22 protein-coding genes are annotated in these 22,844 nt (G+C 56.8%); 5 read left to right on the top strand and 17 right to left on the bottom strand.

Translation table 11 applies throughout. The features are described 5' to 3' along the window. Positions 1–18: 18 nt before the first annotated feature. The 5 genes from lysS to xerD form a co-directional block, all read right to left on the bottom strand. Positions 19–1,536, bottom strand: coding sequence for a lysine--tRNA ligase (lysS, locus tag ADJ24_RS09220; RefSeq protein ID WP_048702309.1), 1,518 nt, complete (start codon positions 1,534–1,536; stop codon positions 19–21). A gap of 9 nt (positions 1,537–1,545) precedes the next feature. Beyond that, positions 1,546–2,644, bottom strand: a protein-coding gene (prfB, locus tag ADJ24_RS09215; protein WP_096151315.1) for a peptide chain release factor 2 whose coding sequence is annotated in 2 segments (ribosomal slippage) — positions 1,546–2,568 and positions 2,570–2,644 — 1,098 coding nt in all. Because the reading frame shifts where the segments join, the coding sequence is not laid out codon by codon here. Positions 2,645–2,734: 90 nt separating this feature from the next. Next, entirely contained in the window at positions 2,735–4,468 is a 1,734-nt protein-coding gene (gene recJ / locus ADJ24_RS09210; protein WP_023309096.1) for a single-stranded-DNA-specific exonuclease RecJ, read from the bottom strand. A gap of 5 nt (positions 4,469–4,473) precedes the next feature. Then, positions 4,474–5,187, bottom strand: a complete 714-nt coding sequence (gene dsbC / locus ADJ24_RS09205) for a bifunctional protein-disulfide isomerase/oxidoreductase DsbC (RefSeq protein ID WP_023309097.1) — start codon at positions 5,185–5,187, stop codon at positions 4,474–4,476. 28 nt (positions 5,188–5,215) lie between these two features. Further along, positions 5,216–6,112, bottom strand: coding sequence for a site-specific tyrosine recombinase XerD (gene xerD, locus ADJ24_RS09200; protein WP_023309098.1), 897 nt, complete (start codon positions 6,110–6,112; stop codon positions 5,216–5,218). A gap of 101 nt (positions 6,113–6,213) precedes the next feature. Here xerD and fldB point away from each other — a divergent pair, with 101 nt between their 5' ends. Next, a complete protein-coding gene (gene fldB, locus ADJ24_RS09195; RefSeq protein ID WP_023309099.1) occupies positions 6,214–6,735 on the top strand; it encodes a flavodoxin FldB in 522 nt (173 codons plus the stop codon). Positions 6,736–6,741: 6 nt separating this feature from the next. On the opposite strand, the gene ADJ24_RS09190 is transcribed toward fldB, so the two are convergent. Both ADJ24_RS09190 and sdhE read right to left on the bottom strand, forming a co-directional pair. Further along, complete coding sequence (locus ADJ24_RS09190; protein WP_021242050.1) at positions 6,742–7,152, bottom strand: protein YgfX; 411 nt, start codon at positions 7,150–7,152, stop codon at positions 6,742–6,744. Next, positions 7,133–7,399, bottom strand: a complete 267-nt coding sequence (gene sdhE, locus ADJ24_RS09185) for an FAD assembly factor SdhE (protein WP_010435322.1) — start codon at positions 7,397–7,399, stop codon at positions 7,133–7,135. The genes ADJ24_RS09190 and sdhE overlap by 20 nt, the downstream gene beginning before the upstream one ends. 292 nt (positions 7,400–7,691) lie before the next feature. Here sdhE and ygfZ point away from each other — a divergent pair, with 292 nt between their 5' ends. Beyond that, positions 7,692–8,672, top strand: a complete 981-nt coding sequence (gene ygfZ / locus ADJ24_RS09180) for a tRNA-modifying protein YgfZ (protein WP_023309100.1) — start codon at positions 7,692–7,694, stop codon at positions 8,670–8,672. 73 nt (positions 8,673–8,745) lie between these two features. On the opposite strand, the gene trhA is transcribed toward ygfZ, so the two are convergent. Beyond that, complete coding sequence (gene trhA / locus ADJ24_RS09175) at positions 8,746–9,405, bottom strand: PAQR family membrane homeostasis protein TrhA (protein WP_023309101.1); 660 nt, start codon at positions 9,403–9,405, stop codon at positions 8,746–8,748. A gap of 165 nt (positions 9,406–9,570) precedes the next feature. Continuing rightward, on the bottom strand, positions 9,571–9,882 hold the full coding sequence (gene yqfB, locus ADJ24_RS09170) for a N(4)-acetylcytidine aminohydrolase (protein ID WP_023309102.1): 312 nt from the start codon (positions 9,880–9,882) through the stop codon (positions 9,571–9,573). Between the two features lie 51 nt (positions 9,883–9,933). Here yqfB and ADJ24_RS09165 point away from each other — a divergent pair, with 51 nt between their 5' ends. Both ADJ24_RS09165 and bglA read left to right on the top strand, forming a co-directional pair. Further along, on the top strand, positions 9,934–10,665 hold the full coding sequence (locus tag ADJ24_RS09165; protein WP_032667928.1) for a MurR/RpiR family transcriptional regulator: 732 nt from the start codon (positions 9,934–9,936) through the stop codon (positions 10,663–10,665). 116 nt (positions 10,666–10,781) lie between these two features. Continuing rightward, on the top strand, positions 10,782–12,215 hold the full coding sequence (gene bglA, locus ADJ24_RS09160) for a 6-phospho-beta-glucosidase BglA (protein WP_023309104.1): 1,434 nt from the start codon (positions 10,782–10,784) through the stop codon (positions 12,213–12,215). A 60-nt stretch (positions 12,216–12,275) separates the two neighbouring features. Here bglA and ADJ24_RS09155 read toward each other — a convergent pair whose 3' ends face one another. The 8 genes from ADJ24_RS09155 to ADJ24_RS09120 form a co-directional block, all read right to left on the bottom strand. Continuing rightward, a complete protein-coding gene (locus ADJ24_RS09155) occupies positions 12,276–13,019 on the bottom strand; it encodes an SDR family oxidoreductase (protein ID WP_023309105.1) in 744 nt (247 codons plus the stop codon). A 71-nt stretch (positions 13,020–13,090) separates the two neighbouring features. Further along, positions 13,091–15,964, bottom strand: coding sequence for an aminomethyl-transferring glycine dehydrogenase (gene gcvP / locus ADJ24_RS09150; protein WP_023309106.1), 2,874 nt, complete (start codon positions 15,962–15,964; stop codon positions 13,091–13,093). A gap of 124 nt (positions 15,965–16,088) precedes the next feature. After that, complete coding sequence (gene gcvH / locus ADJ24_RS09145) at positions 16,089–16,478, bottom strand: glycine cleavage system protein GcvH (protein WP_008499718.1); 390 nt, start codon at positions 16,476–16,478, stop codon at positions 16,089–16,091. Between the two features lie 23 nt (positions 16,479–16,501). Further along, positions 16,502–17,596, bottom strand: a complete 1,095-nt coding sequence (gene gcvT / locus ADJ24_RS09140) for a glycine cleavage system aminomethyltransferase GcvT (protein ID WP_023309107.1) — start codon at positions 17,594–17,596, stop codon at positions 16,502–16,504. 397 nt (positions 17,597–17,993) lie between these two features. Continuing rightward, the gene (gene ubiI / locus ADJ24_RS09135; RefSeq protein ID WP_023309108.1) at positions 17,994–19,196 is read right to left on the bottom strand and encodes an FAD-dependent 2-octaprenylphenol hydroxylase; all 1,203 of its coding nucleotides are present in this window, start codon (positions 19,194–19,196) and stop codon (positions 17,994–17,996) included. Positions 19,197–19,208: 12 nt separating this feature from the next. Next, on the bottom strand, positions 19,209–20,387 hold the full coding sequence (gene ubiH, locus ADJ24_RS09130; protein WP_023309109.1) for a 2-octaprenyl-6-methoxyphenyl hydroxylase: 1,179 nt from the start codon (positions 20,385–20,387) through the stop codon (positions 19,209–19,211). Continuing rightward, complete coding sequence (gene pepP / locus ADJ24_RS09125) at positions 20,384–21,697, bottom strand: Xaa-Pro aminopeptidase (RefSeq protein ID WP_123244558.1); 1,314 nt, start codon at positions 21,695–21,697, stop codon at positions 20,384–20,386. Before pepP ends, ubiH begins: the two co-directional genes overlap by 4 nt. A 31-nt stretch (positions 21,698–21,728) precedes the next feature. After that, positions 21,729–22,307 (bottom strand): YecA family protein, encoded by a 579-nt coding sequence (locus tag ADJ24_RS09120; protein WP_023309111.1) that lies wholly within the window; start codon positions 22,305–22,307, stop codon positions 21,729–21,731. A gap of 168 nt (positions 22,308–22,475) precedes the next feature. On the opposite strand from ADJ24_RS09120, the gene zapA reads away from it, so the two are divergent. Then, entirely contained in the window at positions 22,476–22,805 is a 330-nt protein-coding gene (gene zapA, locus ADJ24_RS09115) for a cell division protein ZapA (protein ID WP_006811891.1), read from the top strand. Positions 22,806–22,844 lie beyond the last annotated feature (39 nt).

Below are 22,844 nucleotides of genomic sequence, written 5' to 3'. Positions count from 1 at the left end.
TTTTAACATCTTAACGCCTTATTTCACCGGGCGCATCGCCGGGAACAGGATCACGTCGCGGATGGTATGGCTGTTGGTGAACAGCATCACCATACGGTCAATACCAATCCCCAGACCCGCCGTTGGTGGCAGACCGTGTTCCAGCGCGGTCACGTAGTCTTCGTCGAAGAACATCGCTTCGTCGTCGCCTGCCGCTTTCGCGTCAACCTGGTCCTGGAAGCGCTGAGCCTGGTCTTCCGCATCGTTCAACTCGCTAAAGCCGTTGCCGATTTCACGGCCGCCGATGAAGAATTCAAAGCGATCGGTGATCTCCGGGTTCTCGTCATTACGACGCGCCAGCGGAGAGACTTCAGCCGGGTACTCGGTAATGAAGGTCGGCTGAATCAGGTGCGCTTCGGCCACTTCTTCGAAGATCTCGGTCACGATACGGCCCAGACCCCAGCTCTTCTCAAGCTTGATACCGATGCTTTCGGCGATCGCTTTCGCAGAATCGAAGTTATCCAGATCGGCCATGTTGGTTTCCGGACGGTACTTCTTGATCGCTTCGCGCATGGTCAGTTTTTCGAACGGCTTGCCGAAGTCGAAGACTTCTTCACCGTAAGGAACCTGGGTGGTACCCAGAATGTCCTGCGCCAGGGTGCGGAACAGGGATTCGGTCAGCTCGATCAAATCTTTGTAATCCGCATACGCCATATAGAGTTCCATCATGGTGAACTCTGGGTTATGACGAACGGAGATACCTTCGTTACGGAAGTTACGGTTGATTTCGAACACGCGGTCGAAACCACCGACCACCAGACGCTTCAGGTACAGTTCCGGCGCGATACGCAGGTACATGTCCAGGTCCAGGGCGTTGTGATGGGTGATGAACGGACGCGCAGACGCGCCGCCTGGGATCACCTGCATCATTGGGGTTTCCACTTCCATAAAGTCGCGGTTCACCATGAACTGGCGGATACCGGCCATGATCTGAGAGCGAATTTTGAAGGTCTTACGGGATTCATCGTTAGAGATGAGATCCAGGTAGCGCTGACGATAGCGCGCTTCCTGATCCTGCAGGCCGTGGAATTTGTCCGGCAGCGGGCGCAGGGCTTTGGTCAGCAGACGCAGCTCGGTGCAGTGGATAGACAGTTCACCGGTCTTGGTTTTGAACAGTTTACCTTTCGCGCCCAGGATATCGCCCAGGTCCCACTTCTTGAACTGCTCGTTGTAGATGCCTTCCGGCAGGTCGTCACGGGAAACGTACAGCTGAATACGGCCGCCCACGTCCTGCAAGGTCACGAAGGAGGCTTTACCCATGATACGACGGGTCATCATGCGGCCTGCAACGGCCACTTCAACGTTCAGCGCTTCCAGCTCTTCGTTCTCTTTAGCGTCGAAGTCAGCGTGCAGTTGGTCTGAGGTGTGGTCACGACGAAAATCGTTCGGGAACGGCACGCCCTGCTCGCGCAGCGCTGCCAGCTTCTCGCGGCGGGTTTTCAGTTCGTTGTTAAGATCGACTACCGCGTCAGCGCCCTGTGCTTGTTGTTCAGACATGTTGGTTCCTCATAACCCTGCTTTCAAACTTGCTTCGATAAATTGGTCCAGGCTGCCGTCCAGCACCGCCTGCGTGTTGCGGGTTTCAACCCCGGTACGCAGGTCTTTGATGCGGGAGTCATCAAGGACGTAAGAACGGATCTGGCTGCCCCAGCCGATGTCGGACTTGTTGTCTTCCATCGCCTGTTTCTCAGCATTTTTCTTCTGCATCTCCAGCTCATAAAGCTTTGCTTTCATCTGCTTCATGGCCTGGTCTTTGTTCTTATGCTGGGAACGGTCGTTCTGGCACTGTGTTACCAGCCCGGTTGGAATGTGGGTAATACGCACCGCTGATTCCGTACGGTTAACGTGCTGACCACCCGCGCCGGATGCGCGATAAACGTCGATACGCAGGTCCGCCGGGTTAATTTCGATATCAATATCTTCATCAACTTCCGGATAAACAAACGCGGAGCTGAAGGAGGTATGACGACGGCCACCGGAGTCGAACGGGCTCTTACGCACCAGGCGGTGAACGCCGGTTTCGGTACGCAGCCAGCCGTAGGCGTAATCGCCAATGATCTTGATGGTGACGGATTTCAGACCCGCAACTTCACCTTCAGACTCTTCGATAATTTCGGTTTTGAAGCCGCGCGCTTCTGCCCAACGCAGGTACATGCGCGTCAGCATGCTGGCCCAGTCCTGCGCTTCGGTGCCGCCAGAACCTGCCTGAATATCGAGATAGCAATCAGCGCTGTCGTATTCGCCGGAGAACATACGGCGGAATTCCAGCTGCGCCAGCTTCTCTTCCAGCACGTCGAGTTCTGCTACGGCTTCGTTAAAGGTTTCTTCGTCGTCGGCTTCGACGGCCAGCTCCAGCAAACCGGAAACATCTTCCAGCCCCTGGGCCATTTGATCCAGCGTATCTACGATAGCTTCGAGAGAGGAACGCTCTTTACCCAGCGCCTGTGCGCGTTCAGGTTCGTTCCAGACGTCCGGCTGTTCCAGCTCGGCGTTTACTTCTTCAAGACGCTCTTTCTTGGCATCGTAGTCAAAGATACCCCCTAAGAACGTCAGAGCGCTCCGTGAGGTCCTGAATACGGTTTTTTACCGGATTAATTTCAAACATGGTCTGTTTTCTTTTATGGACTTGTCAAAATGCGGTGATAAGAGCGGGATTGTACCGAATCCACGCCCTTTTTTATAGAGATTACTGCCGCTAAATTGGCCAGATATTGTCGATGATGATCTGCAGGGTGCGGTTACCGCGAAACTCGTTGATGTCCAGTTTGTACGCCAGCTCGACCTCGCGCACGCCGTTGTCCGGCCAGATGGAGGTATCGACGTTGAAGGCAATGCCGTCCAGCAGCGGTCCACCGCCCACGGGCTCGACCATCACTTTCAGATGACGTTCGCCGACGATGCGCTGCTGCAGCAGGCGGAAACGCCCGTCGAACAGCGGTTCCGGGAACATCTGTCCCCACGGACCGGCATCGCGGAGCATTTGCGCCACGTCCATCGTCATTTCAAGCGGTGAAAGCTCGCCATCGGACACCACTTCCCCCTGCAGCAGGGCCGGATCAATCCAGTCGGTGACCAGTTCACCAAACAGACGCTGAAACTCGTCGAATTTCGCCACTTCCAGAGACAGGCCTGCCGCCATCGCATGGCCGCCGAACTTGATCATCAGACCCGGATACAGCGTATCGAGACGCTCCAGCGCATCGCGCATGTGCAGCCCCTGGATTGAGCGGCCAGAGCCTTTCAGCGTGCCATCACCCGCGGGGGCGAACGCGATCACCGGCCGGTGGAAACGTTCTTTAATACGCGACGCCAGAATGCCCACTACGCCCTGATGCCACTCGGGATGGTACATCGCCAGGCCGCCCGGCAGCGTATCGCCGCTGCGTTCAAGCTTTTCGCACAGGGTCAGCGCTTCGGCCTGCATCCCCTGCTCAATCTCTTTACGGGTCTGGTTCAGCGCGTCCAGCTCGTTGGCCAGCACGCGCGCTTCACCGATGTTGTCGCACAGCAGCAGCGCCACGCCGACGGACATATCGTCCAGCCTTCCGGCTGCGTTAAGACGCGGCCCGAGAGCAAAGCCCAGGTCGCTTGCCGCCAGCTTGAGCGGGTCGCGGTTGGCGATTTCCAGCAGCGCCTTGATCCCTGGACGGCACTTGCCCGCCCGAATGCGGCTTAAGCCCTGCCAGGTCAAAATGCGGTTATTAGTATCGAGCGGTACCACGTCCGCGACGGTGCCCAGCGCCACCAGATCGAGATATTCGGCCAGATTCGGTACGGCAATACCGCGGGAGTCGAACCAGCCCTTATCGCGCAGCAGGGTACGTAACGCCAGCATCAGATAAAACGCTACGCCCACGCCTGCGAGAGATTTCGATGGGAAATCGCAGTCGCGCAGATTGGGGTTAATAATCGCTTCCGCATCCGGCAGCGTTTCGCCCGGCAGGTGGTGATCGGTGACCAGCACCGGGATCCCCAAAGCGTGAGCATGATCGACGCCCGCATGGGAGGAGATCCCGTTATCGACGGTCATGATCATCTGTGCACCACGGGCGTGGGCCTGATCGACCACTTCCGGGCTGAGGCCATAGCCGTCTTCAAAACGGTTCGGTACCAGATAGGTGACGTTATCGCAGCCCAGCGCGCGCAGGCTGAGCACGCTCAGCGCGGTGCTGGTTGCGCCGTCGGCGTCGAAATCGCCCACCACCACAATCCGCGTTCCCTCTCGAAGCGCGTTGTAGAGTATTTCGGTGGCTTTTTCGATACCGCTCAGCTGCTGCCAGGGCAGCATCCCTTTTACGCTGCGTTCAAGATCCTCAGCGCGACGCACGCCGCGGCTGGCGTAGAGGCGCTTAAGCAGCGCCGGGAGATCGTCCGGTAAATCAACGGGTTCAACCGCCTCGCGGCGGCGCAATTTTATTGGGGCTTTCACGCGGATTATTTACCACCAAACTGTTTCTGGTGCGCGTCGAGGAACTCTTTCATCTCTTTCGGTCCCTGATAGCCCGGAACGACATAGCCGTTGCTCAGGACAATCGCAGGCGTACCGCTCACGCCAAACTGCACGCCGAGCGCGTAGTGGTTAGCGATATCAATGTCGCAGGAGGCTGGCTTAACGCCTTTGCCGTTCATGGCGTCATCAAACGCTTTGTTGCGGTCTTTCGCACACCAGATCGCCTTCATGTCCTGCTCTGGCTGGCTCTGCACGCCCGCGCGCGGGAAGGCCAGGTAACGCACGGTGATGCCCAGCGCGTTGTAGTCTTTCATCTCTTCATGCAGCTTGTGGCAGTAGCCGCAGGTGATGTCGGTGAAGACGGTAATGACGTGTTTTTCCTGCGCCGCTTTATAGACGATCATCTCTTTTTCGAGCGCGTTCAGGTTTTTCATCAGCAGCTGGTTGGTGACGTTCACCGGCTGCGCGCCGCTCACGTCGTACATTGGCCCCTGAATAATGTGTTTGCCGTCTTCGGTGACGTACAGCACGCCGCTGTTGGTGAGTACCGTTTTCATGCCGGCAACCGGTGCAGGCTGAATATCGCTACCAGTGACGCCAAGCTTAGCCAGCGACTGTTTGATGGCGGCGTCGTCCGCATGGGCGAAACCGGTAAATGAGGCTGCCAGCAGGGTGAACAGCGCGAAAGTCTTTTTCATATGTGATCCTGTTACAATTCGTCGGCACTCACGCACGAGGGTGGTGCTGTTGGTGTAGCTGCCGCAGGCGTTCCGTCGCGACATGGGTGTAAATTTGCGTCGTGGAAAGATCGCTGTGGCCCAGCAGCATCTGCACCACGCGTAAATCAGCGCCGTGGTTTAACAGATGCGTCGCGAAGGCGTGACGCAATACGTGCGGCGAAAGCTTTTCACTGTCGATACCCGCCAGTGTGGCGTAATGCTTGATGCGATGCCAGAACGTTTGCCGCGTCATCTGCTGGGCGCGCTGGCTCGGAAACAGGACGTCGATAGAAGTACCATTTAGCAGCCACGGACGACCGTGCTCCAGGTACGTTTCCAGCCAGTAAACCGCCTCTTCACCCAGCGGAACCAGCCTTTCCTTATTTCCTTTACCAATGACGCGCACTACGCCCTGACGCAGGCTGATGTCGCTCATCGTCAGACCAACCAGTTCCGAAACGCGCAAGCCGGTAGCATACAATAGCTCAAGCATGGCTTTATCGCGTAACTCCAGCGGCAGGTCAACAGCCGGTGACTGTAATAATCTCTCAACTTGTGCTTCGCTGAGATCTTTCGGCAGCCGCTGCGGGAGCTTAGGAGATGCCAGCAGCGCGCTGGGATCGTCTTCGCGGATCTTCTCACGGTAGAGGTGCTGGAACAGCCGACGCATGGCGCTGAGCAAACGCGCGGAACTGGTAGCTTTGTAGCCCCCTGCGATACGTTCCCCCAGCAGCGCCTGCAGGTCGTCACGCTGCGCGCTCGCAAGGGATAACCCCCGGTGCGCAAGCCATTCCACCAGCATGGTGAGATCGCGACGGTAGGCGCTAAGGGTATTCTCGGCCAGATTTTTCTCCAGCCACAGCGCGTCGAGAAACTGTTCGATCAGTGCGAGATCCTTTTCCACATCAGCCCCTTTGATTTTGCAGTCAGGCCATTATGCCTGATTGCGACCGGTTTCTGGTACACTACGCGCAAAGTCAAAGCAAGTATTGAGATAGTTACGCGATGAATATTGGTCTGTTCTATGGTTCCAGCACCTGCTACACCGAAATGGCGGCAGAGAAAATTCGCGACATCATTGGCCCGGAACTGGTGACGTTGCATAACCTGAAAGATGACGCGGTCGCGCTGATGGAACAGTACGATGTCCTGATTCTTGGCATCCCAACCTGGGATTTTGGTGAGATACAGGAAGACTGGGAAGCCATCTGGGATCAACTCGATTCGGTCAATCTCGACGGCAAAATCATTGCCATGTACGGCATGGGGGATCAGCTGGGCTACGGGGAATGGTTCCTGGACGCGCTCGGCATGCTGCATGACAAGCTGGCGCCGAAAGGAGTATCGTTTATCGGCTACTGGCCAACCGAAGGTTACGAGTTTACCAGTAAAAAACCGATTATCGCCGACGGCGAGCTGTTTGTTGGACTCGCGCTGGATGAAACCAACCAGTACGATCTCAGCGATGAGCGCCTGCAAAGCTGGTGCGAGCAGATTCTGGGCGAAATGGCTGAAAAGTTTAGCTAACGCGCATTACCCCTGCGTCGTTTGTTGCAACAGCATCCGGCGCAGGTCCCGCCACTCGGCAGCATCCATACTGTCAGCCGCCAGCCACAGATGCTGGCAACGCCCGCCGTCCACCTTGCGTAACCGTAACATCATGCCGCAGTTGAGCATCCAGGGCATACCGAGAATATCCCACTCTTTACCCTGCCAGCGCAGGCGGGAATCCATCAGTAATTTAATCTCTCCCTGACGGGCATTAATGCGACGCTGGCTGCGTACGCTGTCAAAAACGACAAACGACAGTAACAGCAGCCACAGCGGCGTATAGCTCAGCGGCCACGGCATCAGTAAAACAAAGGCCGCAACCAGGCCGTGGAGCAATAAAGACATCCACTGCGAGCGCCACGAGACGCGAAGATCAGATTGCCACAGGACCACGTTCCCGATTCCGTGTTTGAATTAATTGCACCATCCGTTGCAACTCGGTGTCGGCGGGTTTGCCGTGGTTCATCAGCCAGTTGAATAAATCCGGATCGTCAGACTCAAGCAGGCGAACAAACAGACGCTTATCATCGTCGCTTAAGCTGTCATACTCATATTCAAAGAAAGGCATGATGGAAATATCAAGTTCACGCATGCCGCGACGGCACGCCCAGTGAATACGGGCCTTGTTGTTAATATCCATGTTCAGTTTCCTGCATTACGTTTGGCAGTCGGTACCCCGTTCAGTGTTCTTTATTTCTCTACGGGGACACCAGCTAGTGTAACGTGTTTTTGACCGTTTCATTACTGGAATATTGCGATCGCCGAGCAGGCTTCCAGAATAATCCCTACAAAGACAGCGGATTACATTATTTTGCGTAGCGCTACGCATAACCGGTTTAGGGCACAAATGGTCTGTTGAAAGCGCTTGCATTGCCTGCAGGCTCTTTTACCATTAGGCATTATCAAAGCGTTAAGCAATTCAGGATATCGTTATGGCATTTACACCATTTTCTCCTCGCCAGCCCGCCGCCTCTGCGCGTCTGCCGCTGACGCTTATTTCTCTTGATGACTGGGCGCTGGCAACGCTCAGCGGTGCCGACGCCGAAAAATATCTGCAGGGCCAGGTGACCGCCGACGTCAGTCAGATGACCGAACACCAGCACCTGCTGGCCGCGCATTGCGACCCAAAAGGCAAAATGTGGAGCAACCTGCGCCTCTTCCGCCGTCAGGACGGCTTTGCTTTTATTGAGCGCCGCAGCCTGCAAGAGGCCCAGCTCAAAGAGCTGAAGAAGTACGCGGTCTTCTCCAAAGTCACTATCGCCCCGGACGACGAACATGTCCTGCTGGGAGTGGCCGGTTTCCAGGCGCGTGCGGCGCTGAAAAATCTCTTCAGCGAACTGCCGGATGCAGAAAAGCAGGTGATCAGCGAAGGCGCGACCTCCATCCTGTGGTTTGAACACCCTGCGGAGCGTTTCCTGTTAGTCACGGATGCGGCAACGGCCGATCGCGTGACTGAAGCGCTGCGCGGCGAAGCGCAGCTCAACAATAGTCAGCAGTGGCTGGCGCTGAATATCGAAGCGGGTCTGCCGGTGATTGACGCAGCAAACAGCGCGCAGTTTATTCCTCAGGCAACGAACCTGCAGGCGCTGGGGGGTATCAGCTTTAAAAAGGGCTGTTATACCGGCCAGGAGATGGTGGCGCGTGCAAAATTCCGCGGAGCTAACAAACGAGCGCTGTGGACGCTGGCGGGCCATGCCAGCCGTGTACCTGAAGCGGGTGAAGACTTAGAGCTGAAGATGGGTGATAACTGGCGCCGCACCGGCACCGTGTTAGCCGCCGTACAGCTGGATGATGGACGTCTTTTGGTACAGGCCGTCATGAACAACGACATGGAAGCCGACTGCGTGTTCCGCGTGCGTGACGATGCGAACACGCTGAGCATCGAGCCGCTGCCGTATTCGTTAGAAGAGTAATCGTATCCAGGTGCCCTCCCTCTCCCTGTGGGAGAGGGCCGGGGTGAGGGCAACCGCCCGCACGGTTTAAAAACTACACCTGCCCCACGTACAAATAGATCGCCAAAAAGTGGCATACGCTGCCGCCGAGCACAAAGCCGTGCCAGATGGCATGGTTGTACGGGATGCGCTTGCAGACGTAGAAAATCACGCCGAGCGAGTACACCACGCCGCCTAAGGCCAGAAGCGTCACGCCCCCTACCGACAGTTTGACCGCCAGTTGATACACCACAATCAGCGACAGCCAGCCCATTGTCAGATAGGTGACCAGTGACAGCACCTTAAACCGGTGCGCGATGGTCAGCTTAAACAGGATCCCCAGCAGTGCCAGGCTCCAGATAACAATCATCAGGCCACGCGACAGCGGTGAGTTGAGCCCCACCAGCAAAAACGGTGTGTAGGTGCCTGCAATCAGAAGATAGATAGCACAGTGGTCAAATTTCTTGAGCCACATCTTGGCCCGCTGATGCGGGATCGCGTGATACAGCGTCGAGGCCAGGAACAGCAGGATCATACTCCCGCCATAAAGACTGTAGCTGGTAATGGCCATCGCGCTGGCATTGGCGTCCACCGCCTGCACCAGCAATAACACTAAACCGACAATCCCAAACACCAGGCCAATGCCGTGGCTGATGCTGTTGGCTACTTCCTCAGCCAGCGAATATCCCTGTGCGATTAATGGTCTACTCACCATACAAAACTCCGGGAAAACAAAAGATGATTATTCATCGCATAACTATGCTAACTGAGAATGATTCCAGTGAACACCTGTTAGCCAAAATAAAGTTAAACATAACGTTTCTAAATTACAATCAGACAGTTACACTTTAATTTCAGCGAACGTGCGTTTCGATTTTAATTATAAACATTTAAAATCAATCACATAAAACTGGTTCTGCCTGGGGTAGATCTCTGAGATCACGTTTTTCAATGCATCCAGGGTCATGTTCTCCTGTTCAGCATGTTTTTGCGTCAATGTATCGAACGTAACGGTTGACGTTCCCGTTACTTCGATGGTGCAAAAATAACCATCATCCTCATAACGCCCCACCCGCAGGATATCGCCAGTTTTGAAATGGGATTCACTTTTATCCCGGATAGTGATGGTTTTACGTCCGGCCAGAATGTCGTCCTGAAAACGCTGAAAAAAAGTGATGTCGTTTGGCTGCATGTTATTATTCCCTGAAGAAAAGTCTGATGAGTGAGTGTAGCCATTGTGAGCATGTTCTCCCATTCCGCCATTGCCAGTCTCAATAACCTGGAGATGATGGTCTACAACTATGTCATAAAAAATCGTGACAAAGTGATGTACATGACCATCCGCGAGCTGGCGGATGCGGCAGACGTCTCAACCACGACTATCCTGCGCTTTTGCCGCAAGCTTAACTGCGAAGGCTATTCTGAATTCCGCGTGCGCTTTAAGCTTTATCTTGAACAGAACGAGCCCCAGCAGGCAAACTTCGGTGCCAGCGAAATTATCAGCTTTTTTAAAAGCGTGAATAATGAAGAGTTCGATGCGTTATTAGATAAGGCGGTTGATATTATTTTAACGTCAGAGCGAATTATATTTGTCGGTGCCGGAACATCGGGTTCGCTGGCAAAATATGGCGCACGCTTCTTTTCTAATATCGGGAAATTCAGTAATCATATTGATGATCCTTATTTCCCGGTCACCAATGATATGGCGAAAAATGCGCTGGCGATTGTGCTTTCTGTCTCGGGCGAGACCGAGGAGATCCTGCGCTTCGCCAGCCAGTTCAGCCTGCATCACTGCAAGGTGCTCTCGATAACCAGCCACGAGCACTCGCGTCTCGCAAAACTGGCGGACTTTAATCTCTCCTGGCATATTCCTCAGACGCGTATTGCAGGCGTCTACGACATCACCACGCAAATTCCCGTCATTTATATTCTGGAATCTCTCGGACGTAAACTGGCGAAGAAAATCACAGAATAAAACACCCTGTTTTTTTGATGTAACAAATCACATTTACTGTGAATTGTTATATCGTGACATTCAATTTCGCTTTGCTAGACTCGATGCCAATAAGCCATTTATTGAGAAGAGCAGCGATGAAAAAATTAACCTTACCAAAAGATTTTTTATGGGGCGGCGCGGTTGCCGCTCACCAGGTTGAAGGCGGCTGGAACACAGGCGGCAAAGGGCCAAGCATTTGTGACGTATTGACCGGCGGCGCGCACGGCGTCCCGCGCGAAATCACCCAGGAAGTAGTGCCGGGTAAATACTACCCAAACCACGAGGCCATCGACTTCCACGGCCACTATAAAGAAGACATCAAGCTGTTTGCCGAGATGGGTTTCAAGTGCTTCCGCACCTCTATTGCCTGGACGCGCATCTTCCCGAAAGGTGACGAAACGCAGCCAAACGAAGAGGGGCTGAAGTTCTACGACGATATGTTCGACGAGCTGCTGAAATACAACATCGAACCGGTGATCACCCTCTCCCACTTCGAAATGCCGCTGCACCTGGTGCAGGAGTACGGTAGCTGGACCAACCGTAAAGTGGTCGATTTCTTTGTGCGCTTCGCGGAAGTGGTTTTTGAGCGCTACAAAAACAAGGTCAAATACTGGATGACCTTCAACGAAATCAATAACCAGCGCAACTGGCGCGCGCCGCTGTTCGGTTACTGCTGCTCGGGCGTGGTCTATACCGAACATGACAATCCGGAAGAGACCATGTACCAGGTCCTGCACCACCAGTTTGTGGCCAGCGCCCTGGCGGTGAAAGCCGCGCGCCGCATCAACCCTGAGATGAAAGTCGGCTGCATGCTGGCCATGGTGGCGCTCTATCCGTTCTCATGCAAACCGGAAGACGTGATGTTCGCCCAGGAATCCATGCGCGAGCGCTATGTCTTTACCGACGTCCAACTGCGTGGTTACTACCCATCCTACGTGCTGAACGAGTGGGAGCGCCGTGGCTTCTCCATCAAAATGGAGGCAGGCGACGAGCAGATCCTGCGTGAAGGTACCTGCGACTACTTAGGTTTCAGCTACTACATGACCAACGCGGTGAAAGCGGAAGGCGGTACCGGCGATGCGATTTCCGGCTTCGAAGGCAGCGTGCCGAACCCGCACGTGAAGGCGTCCGACTGGGGCTGGCAGATTGACCCGGTAGGCCTGCGCTATTCTCTGTGCGAACTGTACGAGCGTTATCAGAAACCGCTGTTTATCGTGGAGAACGGGTTCGGCGCCTACGACAAGGTTGAAGAAGACGGCAGCATCAACGATGACTATCGTATCGACTACCTGCGTGCCCACGTGGAAGAGATGATCAAAGCCGTGACGCACGACGGCGTGGATCTGATGGGATATACGCCCTGGGGCTGCATCGACTGCGTGTCGTTCACCACCGGCCAGTACAGCAAGCGCTACGGCTTTATCTACGTGAACAAGCACGACGACGGCACGGGCGACATGTCGCGTTCCCGCAAGAAGAGCTTCGAGTGGTATAAGGGCGTGATTGCCAGCAACGGCGAGAAACTTTAACGCCGGGCGGCGCTACGATTGATCCCCTCTCCCCTTTGGGAGAGGGTTAGGGTGAGGGGCTTATTTCCCGCCAGCCAACTCAATAAAACTGCCCGTTACGTACGACGCCTTCTCGCTCAGCAGCCAGACAATCGCCTGCGCCACCTCTTCCGGCTGGCCGCCACGCTGCATCGGCAGCAACGATTTCACGCGATCCACCCTCCCCGGCTCTCCGCCGGACGCATGAATATCCGTATAAATCAGACCCGGACGTACGCAGTTGACGCGAATACCCTGCGCCGCCACTTCCAGCGATAGCCCGGTTGTCAGCGAATCCACCGCCCCCTTGGACGCGGCATAATCCACATATTCACCCGGCGCCCCCAGACGCGACGCTGCGGAAGAGACATTCACTATCCCCCCGCCCTTGCCGCCATGCCTGAAGGACATGCGTTTTACCGCTTCCCGGCAGCAGAGAAAGTAGCCCGTGACGTTGGTCGCCAGGACGCGGTTAATGCGCTCAGCGGAGAGGTTCTCGATAGTGGATTGTTCAAACAGAATGCCCGCATTATTGACCAGCGCACGAAGCGGCTCGCCTTCACGATCGAGGCTGTCAAACATCGCCAGCACCTGGGCTTCATCACTGATATCTGCGCGGACGGCAAAGGCTTTACCGCCCGCTTCAACGATCTGGTTGATCACGTCCGTCGCGGCTTTAATGTTGTGATGATAGTTCACCGCCACGGTGTAGCCTTCGCGCGCCAGCTGCAGCGCGGTGGCTTTCCCAATGCCCCGGCTGGCGCCGGTGACCAGTGCTATTGCCATTTTCTTCTCCCAATAAAAAAAGCCGGGTGGCGGCTTCGCCTTACCCGGCCTACGTTACTACACCAACAATATTACTGGTATTCGCTCATCGGCACGCAGGAGCAGAACAGGTTACGGTCGCCGTAGACGTCATCAAGACGCTTCACGGTCGGCCAGTATTTGTTTGCCACGCCTGCCGGGAAGACGGCCAGCTCGCGGGAATAGCCGTGGTTCCACTCGGAGACCATCTCATGCTGGGTATGCGGAGCGTTGACCAGCGGGTTATCTTCCAGCGTCCATTCGCCGTCCTGCACGCGGTCGATCTCCATGCGGATCGCCAGCATCGCGTCGATAAAGCGGTCCAGCTCGGCCTTGCTTTCAGACTCGGTCGGCTCAACCATCAGCGTACCCGCAACCGGGAACGACATGGTTGGCGCATGGAAGCCGTAGTCGATCAGACGCTTGGCGATATCCAGCTCGCTGATGCCGGTCTGCTCTTTCAGCGGACGAATATCGAGGATGCACTCGTGCGCCACGCGACCGTCGCGGCCGGTATAGAGCACCGGGAAGGCGGACTTCAGACGAGTCGCAATATAGTTGGCGTTGAGGATCGCCACCTGGCTCGCCTGCTTCAGCCCTTCCGCGCCCATCATGCGGATGTACATCCAGCTGATTGGCAGGATAGAGGCGCTACCGAACGGTGCCGCAGAGACCGCGCCCTGACGAGTCAGCATGCCTTCAATCTGCACAACGCTGTGGCCTGGGACAAACGGCGCCAGGTGCGCTTTCACGCCGATAGGACCCATGCCCGGGCCGCCACCGCCGTGAGGGATGCAGAAGGTTTTGTGCAGGTTCAGGTGCGACACATCCGCGCCGATAAAGCCCGGAGAGGTAATGCCCACCTGGGCGTTCATGTTCGCGCCGTCGAGGTAAACCTGACCGCCGTACTGGTGCACCACTTCGCACACTTCACGGATAGTCTCTTCGTAAACGCCGTGGGTAGACGGGTAGGTCACCATGATGCAGGAGAGCTTGTCGCCCGCCAGCTCGGCTTTCGCACGCAGGTCGGCCAGATCGATGTTGCCGTTTTTATCGCACGCCACCACCACCACTTCCATGCCCGCCATCTGGGCAGAGGCCGGGTTGGTACCGTGGGCAGAGCTTGGGATCAGGCAGATATCGCGGTGTCCTTCGTTGCGGCTTTCGTGATAGTGACGGATCGCCAGCAGGCCCGCGTATTCGCCCTGCGCGCCGGAGTTTGGCTGCATGCAGAGCGCGTCATAACCGGTCAGCTTCACCAGCCAGTCGGAAAGCTGGTTGATCATCATATGATAACCTTCCGCCTGCTCTGGCGGGCAGAACGGGTGCAGCTCGGAGAATTCAGGCCAGGTGATCGGGATCATCTCTGCCGCGGCGTTCAGCTTCATGGTGCAGGAGCCCAGCGGGATCATCGCCTGGTTCAGCGCCAGATCCTTTCGCTCCAGAGAGTGCATATAGCGCATCATCTCGGTTTCGCTGTGGTAGCGGTTAAACACCGGATGCGTCAGGATCGCATCGTTACGCAGCATGCTTTCCTGAATGGAGCGGCTGTCGAGCGCGACCTCTTTGTCGAGTGCGTCAATGTCCAGACCGTGCGCGTCACCCAGCAACACGCTGAACAGGTTCAGGATATCGTCGCGGGTGGTGCTTTCATCCAGCGTAATGCCGACGGCGTTGTGGATGTCGCTGCGCAGGTTGATCTCTGCTGCATTCGCGCGCGCCAGCACGGCCGCTTTGTCCGCCACTTCCACACACAGGGTGTCGAAGTAGTTAGCGTGGCGCAGCTTAAGGCCTTTCTGCTGCAGGCCGCAGGCCAGAATGTCGGCCAGGCGGTGAATGCGGCTGGCAATGCGCTTCAGACCAGCCGGGCCGTGGAACACGGCGTACAGGCTGGCGATGTTTGCCAGCAGCACCTGTGAGGTACAGATGTTGGAGTTCGCTTTCTCGCGGCGGATGTGCTGCTCGCGGGTCTGCATCGCCATGCGCAGCGCGGTGTTACCGGCAGCGTCTTTTGAGACGCCGATAATACGGCCGGGCATGGAGCGTTTGAATTCATCTTTCGCGCCGAAGAACGCCGCGTGCGGGCCGCCGTAGCCCATCGGCACGCCGAAGCGTTGCGCTGAACCAAAGACAATATCCGCGCCCTGTTTGCCCGGCGCCGTCAGCAACACCAGCGCCATAAAGTCGGCGGCAACGCTGACAACCACTTTGCGGGATTTCAGCTCGGCAATCAGCGCGCCGTAGTCGTGAACTTCACCGGTGGTGCCCACCTGCTGCAGCAGCACGCCAAAGACGTCCTGATGATCCAGCACTTTGTCAGCGTCGTCGACGATCACGTCAAAGCCGAAGGTTTCCGCACGGGTGCGCACGACGTCCAGCGTCTGCGGATGCACGTCCGCCGCCACGAAGAAGCGGTTGGCATTTTTCAGCTTGCTCACGCGCTTAGCCATCGCCATCGCTTCGGCGGCGGCGGTCGCTTCATCCAGCAGAGACGCGGAGGCAATATCCATACCGGTCAGATCCAGCGTCACCTGCTGGAAGTTCAGCAGCGCTTCCAGACGGCCCTGGGAGACTTCCGGCTGATACGGGGTGTAAGCGGTGTACCAGCCCGGGTTTTCCAGCATGTTGCGCAGGATAACCGGCGGCAACTGCACGTTGGTGTAGCCCATGCCAATGTAAGACTTATAGCGCTTGTTCAGGCCTGCGATAGCCTTCAGCTCCGCCAGCGCGGCGAATTCCGTGGTGGCTTCCCCCACCTGAGGCGGCGTGGCAAGCTGGATGTCTTTTGGCACAATCTGGCCGATCAGTGCGTTTAATGAATCCGCGCCAACTGTCTTCAGCATCTCCTGCTGTTGCTGAGCATCCGGCCCAATGTGACGTTCAATGAAGGCGCCACGGTTTTCAAGCTGGCTTAAAGTCTGTGTCATGAGCGATGGTTCCTGAAACGTGCAGTGAATTTAAGTTCCCTCTCCCTCTGGGAGAGGGTTAGGGCGAGGGGAAGATGGGCACCCTCGCCCCTGCCCTCTCCCGAAAGGAGAGGGGGATAAACGATTACTCGTCTTCTAACAGTGCTTCGTACGCGGTCGCATCCAGCAGCGCGGCAACCTGAGATTCGTCGCTGGCTTTGATCTTGAAGATCCAGCCGCCTTCATAAGGCTCGCTGTTCACCAGCTCTGGCGAATCGCTCAGCGCGTCGTTGACGGCAACGATTTCGCCGCTCACAGGGGCATAGATGTCAGATGCCGCTTTTACGGACTCCGCCACGGCGCAGTCGTCGCCCGCGCTAACGGTCGTGCCCACGTCAGGCAGGTCAACAAACACCATGTCGCCCAGCAGCTCTTGCGCGTGCTCGGTGATCCCTACGGTGTAAGTGCCGTCCGCCTCTTTGCGCAGCCACTCGTGTTCTTTGCTGTATTTCAGTTCTGCTGGCACATTGCTCATTGAAGTTCTCCTGATAAAAATGATTAGGCGACCGGCTTACCGGCGCGAACAAAAATCGGTTTGGTCACGTTGACCGGCATTTCGCGGTTGCGGATTTGCACCACCGCCGTTTCGCCAATGCCCGCCGGCACGCGTGCCAGTGCAATACTGTAGCCCAGCGTCGGGGAGAAGGTACCGCTGGTGATCACGCCTTCGCGAGGATTGCCGTCAGCATCGGTAAAGCGCACCGGCAGTTCACCGCGCAGCACGCCCTTCTCGGTCATCACCAGACCCACCAGCTGTTCAGTGCCCTTCTCGCGCTGCATCTCCAGCGCTTCACGGCCAATAAAGTCACGGTCAGCCGGTTCCCATGCAATGGTCCAGCCCATATTGGCGGCCAGCGGAGAGACGCCTTCGTCCATCTCCTGACCGTAGAGGTTCATCCCCGCTTCCAGACGCAGCGTATCGCGCGCGCCCAGACCCGCAGGCTTCACGCCCGCTTCCACCAGCGCACGCCAGAAATCAGCGGCCTTCTCGTTCGGCATGGCAATTTCGTAGCCCGCTTCACCGGTGTAGCCGGTGGTGGCGATAAACAGATCGCCCGCCTGCACGCCGAAGAACGGCTTCATGCCTTCGGTTGCTTTGCGTTGCTCGTCGTTAAACAGAGACGCGGCTTTCGCCTGCGCGTTCGGCCCCTGTACGGCGATCAGCGACAGGTCGTCACGGACGGTGATGTCGATGGCATAAGGTTCGGCGTGTTGGGTGATCCAGGAGAGGTCTTTTTCGCGGGTGGCGGAGTTGACAACGAGGCGGAAGAAATCTTCAGTGAAGTAGTAGACGATAAGGTCATCAATCACGCCGCCCGAGGCATTCAGCATGCCGGTGTAGAGCGCTTTACCCGGCGTCTTCAGTTTGGCGACGTCATTTGCCAGCAGATAACGCAAAAACTCCCGGGTGCGGCTACCGCGCAGATCGACAATCGTCATGTGGGACACGTCGAACATACCGGCATCGGTGCGCACCGCGTGGTGCTCATCAATCTGCGAGCCGTAGTGCAGTGGCATCAACCAGCCATGGAAGTCCACCATGCGGGCGCCGCATAACACGTGTTGTTCGTACAAAGGAGTCTGTTGAGCCATCTTGTCCTCGTTGAAAAATTCACCGTGAAACCCGGTGTCAGCCCCGTTACCTGGCGCCGACGCAAACGTTCTCTTTTACCCGAACTTACCACCGAAACCGGCGGTTAACCATAAGGTAAAACGGGTCATCACATTAGCTTATGACCAAAAAACGCTAAAAAGCCTACAGAGTTATTCACTGGAAAAATGCGATTAACCCCGCACAAAATTAACAATAATCTAACAGGATTTAGCACATGGTGATATTTCGTGCGGAAAAACGGGCCGAATTTCCGTAACATAAAATCTCGTAGATTAGATTTTCTAATGCGAAAAATGACGTGAAATTAGAATATTTCAAACGAGGGAATTTCCCCGGCGCAGAGGCCGGGAAAATAAAGTGTGACGGGGATCGAGATTAGCGTAACCAGTCGGGAAGATCGTTAAGACCCATCGCCTGGCGAAGAAGTTGAGGTTTGACGCCAGGAAGCGTATCAGCCAGTTTAAGACCAATATCGCGCAGCAGTTTTTTCGCCGGATTCGCGCCGGCAAACAGCTCGCGGAAGCCCTGCATGCCCGCCAGCATCATCGCCGCACTGTGCTTGCGGCTGCGCTCGTAGCGACGCAGGTACAGATGCTGACCGATATCTTTGCCTTCGCGGTGCAGGCGACGCAGTTCCTCAACCAGCTCCGCCGCGTCCATAAAGCCAAGGTTGACGCCCTGCCCGGCCAGCGGATGAATGGTATGCGCCGCATCACCGACCAGCGCCAGACGGTGCGCCGCAAACTGACGCGCGTAGCGGCCGGTTAACGGGAACACCTGCCGCTCGCTTTCAAGGGCGCATAAGCCAAGGCGGTTATCAAACGCCATGCACAGCGCCTGGTTAAAGGCATCCAGCGTCGCCTCCTGCATCAGCTGGGCTTTTTCAGGCACCAGGGACCAGACAATCGAGCACAGGTGCGGATCGGCAAGCGGCAGGAATGCCAGAATGCCGTCGTTGTGGAAAATCTGGCGCGCCACGCCGCCGTGCGGCTCTTCGGTACGGATCGTCGCGACCAGCGCGTGATGACGATAGTCCCAGAAAGTCAGCGGGATATCGGCTTTATTACGCAGCCAGGAGTTCGCACCGTCGGCGCCGACCACCAGACGCGCGGTCAGCATGTCGCCGCTCTGCAGGGTGATAAACGCCTCGTTTTCGCCCCATGCCACCTGCTGGATCTGCGCAGGCGCAATCAGGGTCACGTCACTGCACTGCTGTGCTTTCTGCCACAGCGCGTGGTGGATCACCGCGTTTTCGATGATATGGCCCAGATGGCTATAGCCCATGCTTTCATCATCAAAAGCAATATGACCAAAGCTGTCTTTATCCCACACTTCCATGCCGTGATAGCAGCTGGCGCGCTGCGCCACAATATCTGCCCAGACGCCAAGGTGCGTCAGCAATTTCTCGCTGGCGGCATTGATCGCCGAGACGCGGAGTTCCGGCGGGGCATCTGGCGCAACTGCCTGAGGCTGCTTTTGCTCCAGCACCGCCACGCGCAGGCCGCTGCCCTGTAAACCGCAGGCCAGCGCCAGTCCAACCATACCGCCGCCAACGATGGCGACATCAACATTTTGCACGGTGATAACTCCTTAACGCGCGACCCAACCAAGAGTCCGCTGCGCCAGCACGTCACGTGCCGGAATGAATAATTCCATCGCCATCAGCCCGAGGTTGCGACCCGCAACCAGCGGCGCCCAGCGATTGGCAAAGAGATGGACTAAGCCGTCGGTAACGCCGATTGTCGCCTCTTTATCGGCCTGACGTCGCTTCTGGTAATGGCTTAGCACCGGGTATGCGCCACAGTCTTTTTGCTCACCCCACGCCTGAGCAAGGGTTTCCGCCAGGCTCATGACATCACGCAGGCCAAGGTTGAACCCTTGTCCGGCAATCGGATGTAATGTCTGCGCGGCGTTGCCGACCAGCGCCACGCGGTGAGAAACAGATTGCGATGCGGTGGTTAACGACAGCGGATAGACCGCACGTTTCCCCGCATGGGTAATACGCCCCAGCCGCCAGCCAAAGGCTTTCTGCAGCTCGGAACAAAAACGTTCGTCGGACCAGGCTTTAACCTCTTCGGCCTTATCCTGCGGATGGCACCAGACCAGGGAACAGCGTCCGTCCGACATCGGCAGCATTGCCAGCGGGCCATGCTGCGTAAAGCGTTCAAACGCCCTGCCGTGGTGTTCTGCTGCGGTAGAGACGTTGGCAATGACCGCCACCTGGCCGTACGGCTGCTGGCGCCACTCCACGCCGCACTGGGCGCCGAGCGATGAACGCGAGCCGTCCGCGGCGACCAGAAGCTGGCCTTCAAGCACGGTGCCGTTTTCCAGCGTTACGCTGACCGACTCCTCGCTGCGGCTCACGCCGGCCACGCGCGCCGGACAATGCAGCGTGACGCCCGGCGCATCCTGGAGCAGGCGGAACAGACGCAATCCGACGTCGTGCAGCTCAACAACCTGACCCAGCGCGTCAATGCGGTAATCCTGCGCGTCCAGCGTGACAAAGCCAGCATGGCCGCGATCGCTTACGTGAACGGTTTCAATTGCCGTCGCGCAATCGGCGATGGCCTGCCAGATGCCAATACGGGACAGCTGCTGGCAGGTACCCTGCGCCAGGGCAATAGCGCGGGAATCAAAACCGGGATGATTCTTTGCCTGCGGAGCGACGGCTTCCACCAGGTGCACCGCAAGCTGCCCCTTCGTCAAATGCGAAATGGCCAGCGCCAGCGTGGCCCCGGTCATGCCGCCGCCAACGATAATCACGCTCATGCGCGTGCCGCTGCCATCAGCGCCTCGATATCGTCAGCGTTTTTCACGACGCTCGCGGTCAGGTTTTCGTTACCGGTTTCGGTAATAACGATGTCATCTTCAATACGAATGCCAATCCCGCGGTACTCCTCAGGCACGTCGGCATCCGGCGCGATATACAGGCCTGGCTCCACGGTTAACACCATGCCCGGCTCCAGCACGCGCGAACGGTCGGCGCCGTACGCGCCGACGTCATGCACATCCAGCCCCAGCCAGTGGCTCAGGCCGTGCATGAAATACGGTCGATGCGCATTTTCAGCAATCAGGGTGTCTACGTCCCCTTTCAGGATCCCGAGCCTGACCAGGCCGGTAATCATGATGCGCACCACTTCGCCGGTCACTTCCTGCATGGAGGTACCGGGACGATACAGCCTGAGCGCCGTCTCAAGCGATTCCAGGACAATGTCGTAAATGGCGCGCTGTGCCGGTGAGAATTTACCGTTTACCGGGAAGGTACGGGTGATGTCCCCCGCGTAGCCCTGGTATTCGCAGCCGGCGTCAATCAGCACCAGATCGCCGTCGCGCAGCGCGCTTTCGTTTTCGGTGTAGTGCAGAATGCAGCCGTTTTCTCCGCCGCCAACAATGGTGTTGTAGGAGGGATAACGCGCGCCGTGGCGGTTAAATTCGTGGTGAATTTCGCCTTCCAGCTGGTATTCGAACAGCCCGGGACGGCACTTTTCCATGGCGCGGGTGTGCGCCAGGGCGCTGATTTCGCCCGCACGACGCATCAAATTCAGCTCTTCTTCAGACTTGAACAGGCGCATCTCATGCACCACCGGACGCCAGTCCGTCAGCGTGGCCGGCGCGGACAGGTTCTGCCGCGAGCCTTTGCGCAGCTTATCCAGCGCGGTGAAAACAATCTCATCGGCGTAGGCATATTCACCCTGCGCGTGATAGAGCACGTCGAGGCCGTTAAGCAGCTGATAGAGCTGCTGGTTGATTTCGCTAAACGCCAGCGCGCGGTCAACGCCCAGCTTCGCCGGTGCGGCCTCCTGGCCCAGGCGGCGGCCAAACCAGATTTCGGCTGTCAGATCGCGCACGCGGTTGAAAATCACGCTGTGGTTGTGGGTGTCATTGCTCTTAATCAGCACCAGCACCGCTTCCGGCTCGTTAAAGCCGGTGAAGTACCAGAAATCGCTGCTCTGGCGATAAGGATATTCGCTGTCGGCGCTGCGCGTAACTTCGGGCGCAGCAAAAATCAGCGCGGCGCTGCCCGGCTGCATTGTTGCCAGCAGCGCCTGACGGCGGCGCGAATACTCTTGACTCGAGATAACCATGACACCCTCCTGTGCGTTATTTTTCTTAATGTAAGGTTGGCTTGCGGACTTCCGGCTCGGTCGGCTGAGAGCGCGTGAAGTTGTCGTGGCACAGCAGAGCCGCCACGCGCACGTACTCGATAATCTCTTCAAGAGACATTTCCAGCTCTTCCTGGTCTTCGTCTTCATCGTAGCCGAGCTGGGCGATGTTACGCAGGTCGTCGATCGCCTCACCCGCTTCGCCGGTCACTTTATCCAGTTTAGGCTGCGTCACGCCCAGCCCCAGCAGATAGTGGTTTACCCAGCCGGCCAGCGCATCGGCGCGATCGAACACGCTGACGTCGTCGCCTTCAGGCAGATAAAGCTGAAAAAGGAAGCCATCGTCTTCCAGCGAATCGCTGGTTGCGGCGTGCATTTTACGCAGCGCTTCCGCCAGCTCGTGACCAAACGCCAGCCCTTCATTCGTGAGGTCGTGGATCAGCGGCTGCCATGAGCTGTCGCTGTTTCCGCCGCACAGCATGCCACTGATCAGACCGTGCATTTCGGCAGGGGTTAAACCGATTCCCTGCTGGTTCAGTAACTGGTTTAAATCCTTGTAACCAGGCATTTCGTTCTGTATAGACATGAGCATTCGTCATCAAAGGGGGGAAGTTTCATGATATGCTACCACTTTGGACCCTGGTGATACCAGAAAAGGGCTTGTATCTTCACATCAGGGTAGCTATAGTGTCGCCCCTTCGCAGCCCCCGGGGCAGTAAGCGAAGGCAGCGCAGTCAATCAGCAGGAAGGTGGCATGTCTGCACAACCCGTCGATCTCCAGATTTTTGGCCGTTCACTGCGAGTGAATTGTCCGCCTGAACAAAGGGATGCTTTGAATCAGGCAGCGGACGATTTGAATCAGCGGTTGCAAGATCTAAAAGAACGCACTAGAGTCACAAATACTGAGCAGCTGGTTTTCATCGCCGCGTTGAACATCAGCTATGAACTGACTCAGGAAAAAGCGAAGACCCGCGACTACGCGGCAAGCATGGAGCAGCGCATTAAAATGCTCCAGCAGACCATAGAACAGGCATTGCTTGATCAAGGTCGCAATCCCGAAAGACCGGGACCAAAGTTTGAATAACACTTCTCAGTTGACTATGGTAGAGTAACTGTGAAGACA

The organism is Enterobacter sp. 940_PEND (genome assembly GCF_001059415.1).
GTDB lineage: Bacteria > Pseudomonadota > Gammaproteobacteria > Enterobacterales > Enterobacteriaceae > Enterobacter > Enterobacter cloacae_M.
The sequence above is the reverse complement of the archived record's forward strand: the minus strand, read 5'-3'. Positions and strand labels throughout refer to the sequence as shown.

Coding starts and splice junctions, on each gene's coding strand:
- lysS (WP_048702309.1), bottom strand. CDS start 1,536: ATGTCTGAACAACAAGCACAGGGCGCTGACGCGGTAGTCGATCTTAAC.
- dsbC (WP_023309097.1), bottom strand. CDS start 5,187: ATGAAAAAGACTTTCGCGCTGTTCACCCTGCTGGCAGCCTCATTTACC.
- fldB (WP_023309099.1), top strand. CDS start 6,214: ATGAATATTGGTCTGTTCTATGGTTCCAGCACCTGCTACACCGAAATG.
- sdhE (WP_010435322.1), bottom strand. CDS start 7,399: ATGGATATTAACAACAAGGCCCGTATTCACTGGGCGTGCCGTCGCGGC.
- ygfZ (WP_023309100.1), top strand. CDS start 7,692: ATGGCATTTACACCATTTTCTCCTCGCCAGCCCGCCGCCTCTGCGCGT.
- trhA (WP_023309101.1), bottom strand. CDS start 9,405: ATGGTGAGTAGACCATTAATCGCACAGGGATATTCGCTGGCTGAGGAA.
- yqfB (WP_023309102.1), bottom strand. CDS start 9,882: ATGCAGCCAAACGACATCACTTTTTTTCAGCGTTTTCAGGACGACATT.
- ADJ24_RS09165 (WP_032667928.1), top strand. CDS start 9,934: ATGTTCTCCCATTCCGCCATTGCCAGTCTCAATAACCTGGAGATGATG.
- bglA (WP_023309104.1), top strand. CDS start 10,782: ATGAAAAAATTAACCTTACCAAAAGATTTTTTATGGGGCGGCGCGGTT.
- ADJ24_RS09155 (WP_023309105.1), bottom strand. CDS start 13,019: ATGGCAATAGCACTGGTCACCGGCGCCAGCCGGGGCATTGGGAAAGCC.
- gcvP (WP_023309106.1), bottom strand. CDS start 15,964: ATGACACAGACTTTAAGCCAGCTTGAAAACCGTGGCGCCTTCATTGAA.
- gcvH (WP_008499718.1), bottom strand. CDS start 16,478: ATGAGCAATGTGCCAGCAGAACTGAAATACAGCAAAGAACACGAGTGG.
- gcvT (WP_023309107.1), bottom strand. CDS start 17,596: ATGGCTCAACAGACTCCTTTGTACGAACAACACGTGTTATGCGGCGCC.
- ubiH (WP_023309109.1), bottom strand. CDS start 20,387: ATGAGCGTGATTATCGTTGGCGGCGGCATGACCGGGGCCACGCTGGCG.
- ADJ24_RS09120 (WP_023309111.1), bottom strand. CDS start 22,307: ATGTCTATACAGAACGAAATGCCTGGTTACAAGGATTTAAACCAGTTA.
- zapA (WP_006811891.1), top strand. CDS start 22,476: ATGTCTGCACAACCCGTCGATCTCCAGATTTTTGGCCGTTCACTGCGA.